The organism is Rubrivirga sp. SAORIC476 (assembly GCF_002283555.1).
Classification (GTDB): Bacteria; Bacteroidota; Rhodothermia; order Rhodothermales; family Rubricoccaceae; genus Rubrivirga.
In genome coordinates this window covers 566,325-578,257 of record NZ_MVOI01000006.1, presented here as the reverse complement: position 1 = coordinate 578,257, position 11,933 = coordinate 566,325, and the positions used below count along the sequence as shown (strand labels likewise).

The following is an 11,933-nucleotide window of genomic DNA, read 5'->3' as shown; positions in this document are numbered from 1 at the left end:
GGGGCCGATGGACGACCGCTCGGAACCGCGCCGGTCGATGACCGACCGCGTCCTCCTGGAGATCGCCGCCTTCGACCCCGCCTCGGCACTCGTGGCGGCCCGGTCCGGGGCCGACCGCATCGAGCTCTGCCGCGACGCCGCGGCGGGCGGCCTGACGCCGCCGCTCGACTGGGTCCGCGAGGTCACCGAGGCGACCGACCTGCCGGTCGTGGTGATGGTGCGCGCGCACGCGGACGGGTGGACCTTCTCGCCGACGGAGCACGCGGCCATGCGCGAGGACGCCCGACGTGTGCTGGACGCCGGCGCAGCGGGCATCGTCTGGGGCGCGCTGGACCGGACCGGACGGATCGCCAGCGACGCGCTCCGGGCCCTGGTCGAGACCGCGGGCCCTTCCCCGGTGATCGTCCACCGCGCCGTCGACGCGGCGCGCGACCTGGACGAGGCGATGGACGCGCTCGTCGCCTGCGGCGCGCGCCGGGTGCTGACGAGCGGCGGGACGGCGAATGCCCTCGCCGGGGCCGACCGGCTGGCACACCTCATCGAGCGACTCGGGGCCGACCTGGCCGTGATGCCGGGCGGCGGCGTCCGTGCGTCGAACGTGGCTGAGGTGGTGCCACGGACGGGCGCACGGGAGGTCCACAGCGGCGCGTCCCTGCCGGGCTCAGGCCACGTGGACGCCATCGAAGTCCGCCGACTCCGCGCAGTCCTGGACGCGCTCCGCGCGTAGGCTGACGCCCTCCCCCACGGCTTCCTCATGTCCGACGACCCGCGCGCCGACCTCGCACTCCAGAAGCAGGTCCAGACCCTCGGCATCCCGGCGATCCGCCGCCACATCCTGCTCTGCGCCGAGCCGACCAAGCCCAAGTGCTGCGCCACCGACCTCGGGCTCGCGTCGTGGACGTTCCTAAAGGGCCGCCTCAAGGAACTGGGTCTGTCCGAGGACGGCGGCATCTACCGCACCAAGGCGAACTGCCTCCGGGTGTGCCTGCGCGGACCGATCGCCGTCGTCTACCCCGAGGGTACGTGGTACCACTCGTGCACGCCGGAGGTGCTGGAGCAGATCATCCAGGAGCACCTGATCGGCGGGCGCATCGTGGAAGCCTACCGGTTCGCTGAGCGGCCCCTGCCCACGGCGACAGACACGAACCCCTAGACGGGTCCGGCGCCGCTACCGCCCCGCCATCGTCCGGCGCATGTGCCCGAACGGGAGCGATACGTCGAAGAAGAGGTCCACGTCGCCGCCGTCGCTCGGGTCGTGGAGTTCCATCCGGTCACACTGCGTGTTGGCGCAGTCCACCAGGGACTGACCGCGCAGTTCCAGCCGGAGGACGGCGATCAGCACGTACTCCTCGTCCACGCGGACCACGACGAACGGGTCGTCCTCGGTCCCGGTCGCTGTGCGAAGGAGCGAGTCCAGCAGCCCCTCGAACACCTCGAAGTGGAACGCCGCCTCGTCGGCGTGGCCGAGTCGGTCATGCGCGACGCCGGCCCCGTAGTGAGCGTCCATGTCGACGTAGTTGACCGCCAGCAGGGAGTCGGCGACGAGCAGCGCCGCCTCGGGGGCGTCGTGCTGGTACAGGTGTTCGTTGAGGCGCTGGCGCTGCTCCCGCGGCTCGGTGTCGTACGGGTCGTAGGCGTCGGTCAGTGCGGAGGCGAACCGCATGGTCTGGAAGTCCACGTCCAGATCACCGTCGTGCAGGCGACGCACGGCGTCCTCGTAGTCCGTGGCGTCGAGCGAGTCGAGCGCGAGTTCTCCCTGGGCGACCACCGCCGAGGGCCAGAGGACGAGCAGGAGCAGGACGGCGCGCATGGGACAGAGCAGCAGAGACGGAGTCGGCGTGCAGCATAGCCCTACGGGCAGGCCACGTCCTACAGAGAGTCCGAATGGCCCCGATGGTTGCTCGACGGGACGCGCCACCCGACCAGCACGCCCCGCTACCGGACCGTCCGCACCTCGACGCGCACCCCGCCGGCCTCGGGCTCGACGAGGGTCAGGTCGAACCGTTCGCGCGTGAAGGTGCCCGCGACCGTGCCCGCGACGGTCGCCCGCACCGAGTCCTCCACAGCCACCTCGTACACCCCGCGGATCGTGCCCGCCGGGTCGGCCACGAACTCGATCCCCAGGGCGGAGGCCGCGAGCAGGTTTCCCGCCACGATGGTGCCGCTGGCGGCGACCGTCCCCGGCACCACCACGGGCGCCTCGCCCCGCACGGCCAGCGTGAACGAGATCGCCCGCGTCGTCCGGTCGGTCGCCACCGTCACCGAGGCGGGAGATGTCACCGGGGCCTCGCCGAGCGCATTGGCGGTGTGCGTTCCCGTGTAGACGCCCGCGAGCGGCGTCACGTCGACGGCCTGCGGCTCGGCGCCATCGCAGCCGGTCACGGCCAGCAGGCCGACGAGCAGACGCAGGCGGAGCACCGGGTCAGGCCGGGATCGCAGTCTCGGCCGCCAGCGTCGTCGCGCGGACGAAGCTCCCGAGCAGCGTCGCGCTCGTGCACTCGTTCACGCGAACGACCGCGTAGTCGCCCGCGGCGAGCCCGGCCGGCCGGTCGAAGACCACCATGTGGTTCGTGTCCGTCCGCCCTCGGAGTTGTTCCTCGCTCCGCTTCGAGGTGCCCTCTACGAGCACCACCTGCTCCGTGCCCACGCGGCGCTGGTTGCTCTCCAGCGAGTGCGCGTTCTGGAGCGTGATGATCTCGGAGAGCCGCGCCTTCTTGACCGCCTCGGGCACGTCGTCGGAGAACTTGCGGGCGGCGAAGGTGTCGGGCCGCTCCGAGTACGCGAACATGAACGCGTGGTCGTAGCGGACAGCCTCCATCAGGCTCAGCGTGTCGGCGTGCTCGGCGTCGGTCTCGCCGCAGAAGCCCGCGATCACGTCCGTCGAGAACGCGATGCCGGGGACGATGGAACGGGCGCGGTCGACCAGGTCGAGGTAGTGCTCGCGCGTGTACGTCCGCCGCATCCGCTTCAGCACGTCCGAGTTGCCGTGCTGGACGGGCAGGTGGATGAAGTCGCACACCGTCGGCCGCTCGCGGTGGACGTGCAGCAGGTCGTCGGAGCAGTCCTTGGGGTGGCTCGTCGAGTAGCGGATGCGCAGTTCGGGGCTGAGCAGCGAGATCCGGTAGAGCAGCTCCGCGAAGTCGACCGCGTGGCCGTCGGCGTCGACGCGGTACGAGTTGACGTTCTGGCCGAGCACGGTGACCTCCTTGTACCCGGCGTCGACCAGCTGGCCGACCTCGCTCAGGATGCTCGTCACCGGGCGGCTCCGCTCGCGGCCCCGCGTGAACGGCACCACGCAGAAGGCGCACATGTTGTCGCAGCCGCGCATAATGGACACGAACGCCGTGATGCCGTTGGTGTCGTAGCGGACCGGCGCGAGGTCGGCGTAGGTCTCCTCGCGCGACAGCTGCACGTTGACGGCCGCCTGCCCGCTCTCGTGGTTCTCCGAGAGCAGGCGCGGGAGGTCGCGATACGCGTCCGGCCCGACGACCAAATCCACCAGCCGCTCCTGCTCCAGAAGCGACGACCGCAGGCGCTCGGCCATGCAGCCCAGGATGCCGATCTGAAGACCGGGCTGGCTCTTCTCCTTGCGCGCCCGGACGTGCGTCAGCCGCCCGCGGACGCGGTCCTCCGCCTTCTCGCGGATGGCGCACGTGTTGATCAGCACCACGTCGGCGTCCTCCTCACGCTCCGCGAGCGCGTAGCCGTCGGCACCCAGGATGGAGGCCACCAGCTCAGAGTCGGCGACGTTCATCTGACAGCCGTACGTCTCGATGTAGACGCTCCGGCCATTCGTGCCGGGCCGGGCCGCGACCATGCGCGGCGCGTCGGCCGAGTGCACGTCAGGGGCGGACGAGACGGGAGCGGGGGCGTCCTCCGGGAGGACGTCGAGGTCGGCGATGGGCTGCATCACGGGGAGCGGATTCCGGCCAGGAAGCTACGCCCGGCGTCCCCCGGCTCCGGGCTAGCGTTCGGTGGAGACATCGCCCAGACATGCCACCGCCCCGCCGAGCCTTACGGGGCCGGACGGGGCGGAGACGAATCGAGCAGTCGGAGAGGCCCTAAGACGGAATGGAGGTGGGCGGGCTCAGAGAGAAGGGCAGGAGGAGCCGATGGGACTCCGGCGCTCGAAGGGAACCGACCTAGAAGAGAGCGACGCCGAGTACAGCGGCCGAGAAAGCACCGAGGCGAAGCAGGAGGGCGGTCGGGGTCTGGACGAGACGGGCGGGAAGAGAGAGAGCAGTCACGATGCCAGGGGGCTAAATGTGCAGATCCCCCTTGCACTCCCCGTGCCACGGTGCCTCTCCTGACAGGACGCCGGGGCCGATGGGAGATCGTCCGACAAATCCCCCACACCCCGCATAAGGATTCCCCTTACACTCCTGACGCCTCGTCCTGCCGCTGGGGGAATTCACTGATGACGATCCGTCGGTCCGGCCCGCAAGACGTACTTGCCCACGAGGTCGAACTCCAGGTTGACGCGAGCGCCGGGCGTCCAGCGCGCAGCCGTCGTCTTGTCCCAGGTGTGGGGAATGATGGCGAGCGCGAACGTGCCCTCCGGTTCGTCGAGGCGGGCGACGGTCAGCGAGATGCCGTCGACGCAGATGCTGCCGCGCGGGATCAGGTACGCGGCGTGCTCGGCCGGGTACCGCACGCGGACGAGGTGCGAGTCGGCCAGCGTCTCCACCGCGTCGATGACGCCCGTCGTGTCGACGTGCCCCTGCACGAGGTGGCCATCCAGACGCGAGCCGAGTACGAGCGCCCGCTCCAGGTTGACGCCGTCGCCCGGGGCGCGGTCGCCGAGGGCCGTCTTCGAGAGCGTCTCCTCGACCGCTGTCGCCTCGAACCCGGCGGCGTCATGCGCCACGACGGTCAGGCAAACGCCGTCCACCGCGACCGACTCGTCCACGCGCAGCGCGTCGGCGAACGAGCAGTCGATGCGGAGGCGCCGCCCGCCCTCCAGCGGCGTCACGTCGGCGACGGTGCCGACCTCTTCGATGATGCCAGTGAACATGGGTCAGTCGGGGAAGAGCGAGACCAGCAGGGCCGCGAGCGCGTCCTCCGCCTCGGGGTCGCGGTCGGGGATGCCGGCGAACAGGATGCGGCCATCGGGGCCGACGAGGTAGTAGGTCGGGAAGGCCTTGACCTGGTAGGCGTCGAGAAGCGCATCGTCGACCCGGGCGACGGCGTACCTCCCGCCGCGCTGGCGGACGAAGGCGGCGGGGTCCATGTCGTCCGTCTCGTAGGCGGCCAGGCCGAGCACGACGAGGTCCGGGTAGGCGTCCGCCTTGGCCTGGAGGTCTGGGATGGCGCCGACGCAGGGCGCGCACCACGTGCCCCAGAAGTCGAGCAGCACGTACTGGCCCGCGTAGTCGGCGAGCGCGAGCGGACCGGCCTCTCCCTCGACGGAGAATGCGGGCGCCGCGAGGCCGACCGCCAGCGGCGGCGTCTCGTCCTGGTAGGGCACCCGCTCGAAACCGTCGGCAGAATCGAGGCGGAAGGCGGCGCGCGGCAACGGGTCGATCCACTCGACATCCGTGAGGCGGACCGTGATCACGGTCCCGTCGGGATCGACGAGGCGACTCTCCAGGGGGAAGGCTGTCTCCACGTCGACGCAGAGCGAGTACCCCACCTGCCCCTCCTCCTCGGCGGGCATCCAGAAGTCTGCGCGCTCGCAGGGCCGGTCGGCCGAGGTGTCCATTCCGGCCATCGTCGCCGTCGTCGCATCCTGCACGAAGAAGTGCGCGCCGACGCCGAACGCGGGGTGCATCATGAGCGCCCACGCCGAGCCCGTCCAGAGTTCGTCCCCGGTCGAGTCCACGTAGACGGTCTGCGTGCGCGGGAAGTCGACCTCGTAGATCTCGCCGTCGAAGGCGAGGCGGCGCGTCTCGCCCTCGTCGAAGGTGACGGAGAGCCACGGGAGGCCCGAGTCGAGGTCCACCTGAACCGTCGCCTCCCCGGTGTCGGAGGTGGTCGAGTCGGGGCCGGCGACCTCGGTCTCGAACGCGAGTCGGTAGGCGGGCTGCTCGAAGACGACGGTGTAGACCTCGCGGAGCAGGTCGAAGGCCGGGCCGGCGCGCTGCGCCCGCGCAGGCATCCCCGCGACCAGACCGACGAGCAGGACCAGAGCGAGGCGCGTCATGTCAGGCGTCGGCGTGGCGGACGGACGCCACAGCGGCCTCCAGCGCCTCACGCCAGCCGGGCTCCGCGGCCTCGGAGGCGTTGGCCGCCACGACGCCGAGCGCGTCGCCGAGCGCGACCAGCACCATCACGTTGCGGACCCGACCGCTGCCCACCGGCAGCCACACGTCGAGCACGCCCACCGGCCGGTCTCCCGAGCGGTCGACCTCGGCGCGGAGCCACTCGGCGTCGGCGTAGGTGGCTCCGAGCTGCTGGCGGAACGCCGCGACGACCTGCCCGAGGTCGGCGTCGTCTGTCGGGAGCGCCATCGCGGTGGCCGTGACGGTGACCGCCAGGATCGCGTCACCGAACCCGTCGGCGGGCTTGCGAGCGGCGCCGTACTTGGCGAGAAGCTGCGCCTCGGTGAGCCGGTCGAGCCCCTCGGGCACCTCGACCACGAGGCGTCCGTCGAGGACCGGCGTGGGGGTCTGGGCGGCGGTGGGGAGCACACCGAGAGCCAGGGCGAGGAGGGCGAGTCGCGCGAGCATGGGAGGAGGCGAGGACGGGGCAAGGTCGCTGAGAGTCGGGCCGAAGAAGCGCCCTCACCCGAGCTTCGCAGGAGAGCGTCAGGCCGGGCGCAGGAACCCGTGGAGCAGCGCGTCTCCACCCACCGTTTCCCAGCGGCTCTCCACGAGCGCGAGCGCATCGGCCATGCGTGCCGTCCCCAGGTCCCCGACTGCGGGCATCCCCTCCCCCACCAGCTTCGGCGCGACGAACCAGAGGACGCGGTCGACGAGGTCTTGCGACAGAAGCGCAGTCGCCAGCCCCGGACCGGCCTCGACCAGCACCGACTGCACCGACCCGATGCCCGCGGGCAGCCCGTCGCCCGCGCCGAGCCGGTCGAGCAGCGCGCCGAGGTCGAGGTGGCCGTCGCGCTCTGGGACGCGCCACACGACCCCGCCCGCCTCGGCCAGCGCGTCGCGGTAGTCGGGGTGAGCCCCCTCGGCCACGACGGCGAGCGTGGGCGCGGCGCGGTCGGTGAAGAGGGCGAGCGTCGGCGCGAGGGTCCCCGGACGGTCGAGGACGACGCGGAGCGGCTGCGACTGGCCCTCGGCCAGCGGCGCGTCGCGGACGGACAGGGCGGGGTCGTCGGCCCGCGCGGTCCCGGCACCGACGAGGACGGCGTCCAGTTCGGCGCGGAGGCGGTGGACGCGCGCCCGGGCTTCGGGGCCGGTCACCCAGCGACTGTCGCCGGAGCGGGTCGCGATCTGTCCGTCGAGGGTCGCGGCCGTCTTGAGGGTCACGAGCGGCCGGCCCGTCGTGACGTGCGTCCGGAACGCCTCGATCTGGCGCCGCGCCGCGTCGCCACGGACGCCGGTGGTCACGTCCGCGCCGGCCTCGCGCAGCCGTCGGAGACCGCGCCCGGCGACGGCGGGGAACGGGTCCTCCTGCGCCACGACCACGCGCTGGATGCCGCGGTCGACGATCAGGTCGGCGCACGGCGGCGTCCGGCCGTGGTGGCTGCAGGGTTCCAGCGTGACCACCATCGTCGCCTCAGACAGCCGGTCGCCGAACCCGTTCGCCTCAGCGTCGCGGACGGCCCAGACCTCGGCGTGCGGCCCGCCCACGCGCCGGTGCCAGCCTTCGCCCCACGTCTCGCCGTCCGGCCCCAGCAGGACCGCCCCCACCATCGGGTTCGGACTGACGGCTCCGGCGCCGCGCGCGGCGAGCGCGAGTGCGCGGTCCATGGCAGCGTCGAAGGTCATGGTTCAGAGTTCGGAGGTGGTGCGTTCGCGTCGGCACCGAGGTGGGAGGACTCGTCGGCGGTTTCGCATGTCCACTCTTCCGCCACGAGCTACACCTCCTCCGCCCAGTCGGGCAGCGCGTCGAGGGCCCACTGCTCGAAGTAGAACGTGTGCTCGCCGCGGGCGCGGCGGTACGGGGCGACGAAGCGGCGGACGCCCGGCGCCGGGTGCCGACGGAACGCGTCCGCGAGCGCGTCGCGCAGGGGAGCGCGGGCGAAGAGGCTCCAGTCGTGGCCGTCGAAGGCCGTCTCGGGGAAGAGGACGGCCGCGCCCCCGTCGAGGAGCGCGCGGAGGGCCGGAAGATGGTCTCGCCGCTGGGAGGTGCCGTCTGTGGACGCCTCACCGGCAGCCTCGGCGAGTGCGCCGGGCGCGACCGGGCCGACGGCCAGCGCCCGAATGCCGGCGGGTCGGCGGAAGACGGCGGCGAGTTCGGCGGCCAGCAGGCCGCGGGGCGATCCGTCGGCGTGGAGTGCCGTCACGTCGCGCCCCGCCGTCCAGGCGAGGAGGGGCTGGATCCAGGCCTCGGCGGCGTCGAGCGCCGTGACGCCGACCCGCCGCACGTCGCCCAGATGGGTGCCTGCGAGGTAGGCCCGCGCATAGGGCGCCGCGGTCGGGGCGAGCATCGCCTCCAGCGTCGCCGGGGGCGCGTCCCGGCGGCGCGCGTCCGGCTCGGCGTCCGGCACGAGCGCCTCTAGCCCGATGGGCTCCTCGGTGAAGACCTTGATCACGTCCATGACGGCTGAATCGTCGCGCGCACTGCCGCGTTCCCCCGTCCGACCGCGCGCGCGCAGATGAAAGCCCTCTCTTCGGCCCTGACCTGGGCCTTCGTCGTCCTCGACGTCCTCGTCGCCCTCCCCACGATGCTGCTCGTGCGGCTCTTCGACCGCACCCCGACGCGCGTCTACACCGGGCGGACGTTCCGGGTGCTGGGCAGTTGGATCACGCGCGTCAACCCGGCCTGGCACATCACGGTCGGCGGCGTCGACCCGGCCGCGCTGGAGCACCCGTACGTGGTCGTGAGCAACCACCAGTCGCAGGCGGACATCCCGGTGGTGTCGCGGCTGCCGTGGGAGATGAAGTGGGTCGGCAAGAAGGAACTGTTCGACATCCCGGTGCTGGGCTGGCTGATGCGGCTCGCCGACGACATCCCGGTCGACCGGAAGGACCCCGCCAGCCGCGGCTCGGTGCTGGTCCGGGCGCAGCGGAAGCTGGACCACGGCACCTCGGTGATGTTCTTCGCCGAGGGCACCCGCTCGCGCGATGGCCGCGTCAAGAAGTTCCACGACGGGGCCTTCCGGCTGGCCATCCGCGCGGGCGTGCCCGTGCTGCCGCTCGCGCTCGACGGCACCATGGACGCGCTCCCGAAGCACGGCTGGCAGTTCTCCCGTGCCGACGTTCGCCTGGACGTGCTGCCTCCCGTCTCCACCGACGGCCTTACCGAGGCGGACCTTCCCGCGCTGCGTGACCGCGTCCGCCAGATGATCGTGGAGCACGTCGCTGCGTGGCGCGGCGTCGCCCCCGAGGCGGCGGACGCGCTCACTCCGGCGACCGGCGAAGACGAAGCGAAGAGCACCCGTCCCCTCCCCGAGGCGTCTGGAGCGGGTTGATCTGCGGCCCCTCCGGCCCCTACCTTGGGGCCGCTCCGCTTCGGTGGACGATTGCCCGATAGCTCAATTGGCAGAGCGCCAGTTTCTGGATCTGGAGGTTCAAGGTTCGATTCCTTGTCGGGCAGCACGAGACGCCCCTGACGGCCCACGCCGCCAGGGGCGTTTTCTCGTTGAGGCCCTCCCTCCCCCTCGCCCCGTGACGGTGTCCCGTTCCGCTCCCCTCCGTCCGGGCGACGACGCCGTACGCGGGCCCCTGGCCGCCGCATCGGTGTCACTGGAGACCTGGGCCGGGGAGGACGGCGTCCACCTGCTCTACGCAGACCTCGACCTGATGGAGGTCGCCGCCCTCCGCCGCGCGCTCGGCCTGCCCACGACGGGCGTGGAGACCGACGCCGACCTCGTACTCGCGGCGGTCCGCCGCTGGGGCGCCGAAGCCGCCGACCGCCTGGGGGGGGCGTTCGCGTTCGCCGTCTGGGACGGACGGCAACAGGCCGTCGTGGCCCACCGCGACCCGGTCGGGCTCCGCCCCCTCGTGTACGCCCACCGCCCCGGCCAGATCGTCCTCGGGGGCGATGTGCGGGCGGTCCTCACCGACCCGGCCGTGCCGGACGCGCTCGACGAGGACATGCTGGCGGCCGTCTTCCTCGACCCGCTGTTTCAGCCTGAGACGGTCGGCCGCACCGCCCTCCGCGCCGTCGCCTGCCTGAAGGGCGGCCACCGTCTGACCGTCGACGCCGATGGCGCGCGGGAGGACCGGACCTGGTCCCCCGAGGCCTTCCCGCGCCTTCCGTTCCGACGCGTAGAGGAGATCGGGGAGGCGCTCCGAGCCGTCCTGCGCGAGGTGACTGCCGAGGCGATCGCGGACGCACCGCCCGGGACAGTCGGCACCCACCTCTCGAGCGGGCTCGACTCGTCGGCGGTGACGGCATTCGCGGCGGAGGCCCTCGCGGAGCGCGGGCTCGCCTCGCCCACAGCCTACTCGTGGCTACCGGCACCCGTCGGTCCGCCCGAGGTCGACCAGGCCGCCGTCGCGGCGACGGCCGAGCGGTGGGGGCTCCCCCTCGTCTGGGCGCCGCCCACTGCCGACGACATCCTCGCCACGCTCACCGGAGACGCGACCCGCGAGCCCCACGTGATGCATGCGCCCAACGCGGCGACGCTGCGCGAGGCCGAGGTGCGAGGCACGCGGCTGCTGCTCTCCGGCTGGGGGGGCGACGAAGCCGCCAGCTTCAGCGGGCGACGGCTCGTGACGCCGCACCTGCTGCGGACGGGCCGCTGGGGGCCGGTCGCCGAGCGTGCGCTGCGCGATCCGGTCGAGGTGCTCCGACGCCTCCGCACGTACCGAGCCGCCCGACGCGTCAGCGGACCCGAGCCGTCGTTCGATGCCCTCCGGGAGGGCGCGCTCCGAGGCGAGCAGGACACCTTCGCCCGTGTGGAATGGCTCCGGCAGGCCACTTTCCCCACGCTCGCACCGCCCCCCTCCGATCCCCATGGCTACGCCGCGTGGCTCCTCCGGCGCGGCCACCTCGGCGCGCGTGCGGGGTCGTGGGCGCTGACGGGCGCCGAGGTGGGCATCCGGACCCGCTACCCGCTCCTGGACCGCCGCGTGCTGGCCGTCGCGCTGGGCGTTCCCGCCGAGGCCTGGGCCACCCGCGACCGCCTGCGCCGCAGGCCGTTCCGCGAAGCCCTGGCCGGGCTGGTGCCAGACGCGGTCCGCCTCGGCGGCAAGCGCGAGCCGTCGTGGAACGCGACCCTGCTCCGTGCCCAGGCCGATGCTCTCCGCCGGGTGGGGCCCATGCTGACGCCCGCCGCGGTGGCAGATCGCGCCACCTTCGTCGATGTCGACCGCCTGCGTGCTGCCGTCCGTGCCCTCCCTGTCGCACCGACGCCCTGGGAAGTGGTCTCACTGGACGGGATTCGATACCTGGGGATCGGAGCACTTTTAAGACGTTAGGCTCGTTCTCCTTGCCGACCCATACCTCGCGCCAGGCTCGGCCGATCCTCCCACGGGCCCTCTATCCGCAGGTGTCTGCCCCCCGAAAAGATTTCGGACTCGAACAGTGGGATCTCACGACAGGGTGGAGCCTCTCTGACGCGTACTTACTCGTTCCCTTCCCTCCCCCCCATGCCAGCACCCTCAGGTTACACGGGCCCGAGTTCGTCTGACGGCAAACAGGTCGCGCGGCAGCGCACCGCTGCCCCTCATCGCCGCCCCTGGTCCCCTCCCCAGATCGACTCCATTCACCTCGCCGACGAGACCGGTGGCGGCGCCGCGCCGAAGAATAACGAGAATCCCAACTTCTACGTTTCGTAGCAGAGCCTTCCGCGTAGACGGCTCCCCTGCTTCGACGGGACATCTGAAGCCCCGCCGCCGACCTGCGTCGACGGCGGGGCTCTCTCG

Annotated in this window: 12 protein-coding genes and 1 tRNA gene; 5 read left to right on the top strand and 8 right to left on the bottom strand. The window is 72.5% G+C overall.

The genetic code is table 11. The annotated features are described in order from the left end of the window. Positions 1–7: 7 nt before the first annotated feature. Together B1759_RS14045 and B1759_RS14040 are read left to right on the top strand one after the other, a co-directional pair. Positions 8–727 (top strand): copper homeostasis protein CutC, encoded by a 720-nt coding sequence (locus tag B1759_RS14045; RefSeq protein ID WP_095515688.1) that lies wholly within the window; start codon positions 8–10, stop codon positions 725–727. A gap of 27 nt (positions 728–754) precedes the next feature. Beyond that, a complete protein-coding gene (locus tag B1759_RS14040; protein ID WP_095515687.1) occupies positions 755–1,153 on the top strand; it encodes a ferredoxin in 399 nt (132 codons plus the stop codon). A 15-nt stretch (positions 1,154–1,168) separates the two neighbouring features. On the opposite strand, the gene B1759_RS14035 is transcribed toward B1759_RS14040, so the two are convergent. From B1759_RS14035 to B1759_RS14000, 8 genes are all read right to left on the bottom strand, one after another. Beyond that, positions 1,169–1,810 (bottom strand): DUF4919 domain-containing protein, encoded by a 642-nt coding sequence (locus B1759_RS14035; RefSeq protein WP_095515686.1) that lies wholly within the window; start codon positions 1,808–1,810, stop codon positions 1,169–1,171. Between the two features lie 125 nt (positions 1,811–1,935). Next, positions 1,936–2,418: a hypothetical protein gene (locus B1759_RS14030; protein ID WP_095515685.1), complete on the bottom strand. Its 483-nt coding sequence runs from the start codon at positions 2,416–2,418 to the stop codon at positions 1,936–1,938. Between the two features lie 4 nt (positions 2,419–2,422). Then, positions 2,423–3,913 (bottom strand): tRNA (N6-isopentenyl adenosine(37)-C2)-methylthiotransferase MiaB, encoded by a 1,491-nt coding sequence (gene miaB, locus B1759_RS14025; RefSeq protein WP_369811374.1) that lies wholly within the window; start codon positions 3,911–3,913, stop codon positions 2,423–2,425. 498 nt (positions 3,914–4,411) lie between these two features. After that, positions 4,412–5,014, bottom strand: a complete 603-nt coding sequence (locus tag B1759_RS14020; RefSeq protein WP_095515683.1) for a riboflavin synthase — start codon at positions 5,012–5,014, stop codon at positions 4,412–4,414. 3 nt (positions 5,015–5,017) lie between these two features. Then, entirely contained in the window at positions 5,018–6,142 is a 1,125-nt protein-coding gene (locus B1759_RS14015) for a TlpA disulfide reductase family protein (RefSeq protein WP_095515682.1), read from the bottom strand. 1 nt (position 6,143) lies between these two features. Further along, positions 6,144–6,668 carry a hypothetical protein gene (locus B1759_RS14010; RefSeq protein ID WP_095515681.1) on the bottom strand — a complete coding sequence of 175 codons (525 nt, stop codon included), beginning with the start codon at positions 6,666–6,668 and terminating at the stop codon, positions 6,144–6,146. Positions 6,669–6,746: 78 nt separating this feature from the next. Next, a complete protein-coding gene (ribD, locus tag B1759_RS14005; RefSeq protein WP_198948891.1) occupies positions 6,747–7,886 on the bottom strand; it encodes a bifunctional diaminohydroxyphosphoribosylaminopyrimidine deaminase/5-amino-6-(5-phosphoribosylamino)uracil reductase RibD in 1,140 nt (379 codons plus the stop codon). An 89-nt stretch (positions 7,887–7,975) separates the two neighbouring features. Continuing rightward, positions 7,976–8,659, bottom strand: a complete 684-nt coding sequence (locus B1759_RS14000; RefSeq protein WP_095515679.1) for a hypothetical protein — start codon at positions 8,657–8,659, stop codon at positions 7,976–7,978. Between the two features lie 57 nt (positions 8,660–8,716). On the opposite strand from B1759_RS14000, the gene B1759_RS13995 reads away from it, so the two are divergent. The 3 genes from B1759_RS13995 (at position 8,717) to B1759_RS13985 (ending at position 11,486) form a co-directional block, all read left to right on the top strand. Continuing rightward, positions 8,717–9,532 carry a 1-acyl-sn-glycerol-3-phosphate acyltransferase gene (locus B1759_RS13995; protein WP_095515678.1) on the top strand — a complete coding sequence of 272 codons (816 nt, stop codon included), beginning with the start codon at positions 8,717–8,719 and terminating at the stop codon, positions 9,530–9,532. Positions 9,533–9,584: 52 nt separating this feature from the next. Continuing rightward, positions 9,585–9,657, top strand: a tRNA-Gln gene (locus tag B1759_RS13990). A gap of 77 nt (positions 9,658–9,734) precedes the next feature. Further along, positions 9,735–11,486, top strand: coding sequence for an asparagine synthase-related protein (locus B1759_RS13985; protein WP_143537395.1), 1,752 nt, complete (start codon positions 9,735–9,737; stop codon positions 11,484–11,486). Positions 11,487–11,933 lie beyond the last annotated feature (447 nt).

What these genes read in the sequence shown, in the direction of transcription:
- B1759_RS14000 (WP_095515679.1), bottom strand. Translation starts at nt 8,659, where the DNA reads ATGGACGTGATCAAGGTCTTCACCGAGGAGCCCATCGGGCTAGAGGCG.
- B1759_RS14020 (WP_095515683.1), bottom strand. Translation starts at nt 5,014, where the DNA reads ATGTTCACTGGCATCATCGAAGAGGTCGGCACCGTCGCCGACGTGACG.
- B1759_RS14045 (WP_095515688.1), top strand. Translation starts at nt 8, where the DNA reads ATGGACGACCGCTCGGAACCGCGCCGGTCGATGACCGACCGCGTCCTC.
- B1759_RS13995 (WP_095515678.1), top strand. Translation starts at nt 8,717, where the DNA reads ATGAAAGCCCTCTCTTCGGCCCTGACCTGGGCCTTCGTCGTCCTCGAC.
- B1759_RS14040 (WP_095515687.1), top strand. Translation starts at nt 755, where the DNA reads ATGTCCGACGACCCGCGCGCCGACCTCGCACTCCAGAAGCAGGTCCAG.
- B1759_RS14015 (WP_095515682.1), bottom strand. Translation starts at nt 6,142, where the DNA reads ATGACGCGCCTCGCTCTGGTCCTGCTCGTCGGTCTGGTCGCGGGGATG.
- B1759_RS14010 (WP_095515681.1), bottom strand. Translation starts at nt 6,668, where the DNA reads ATGCTCGCGCGACTCGCCCTCCTCGCCCTGGCTCTCGGTGTGCTCCCC.
- ribD (WP_198948891.1), bottom strand. Translation starts at nt 7,886, where the DNA reads ATGACCTTCGACGCTGCCATGGACCGCGCACTCGCGCTCGCCGCGCGC.
- B1759_RS14035 (WP_095515686.1), bottom strand. Translation starts at nt 1,810, where the DNA reads ATGCGCGCCGTCCTGCTCCTGCTCGTCCTCTGGCCCTCGGCGGTGGTC.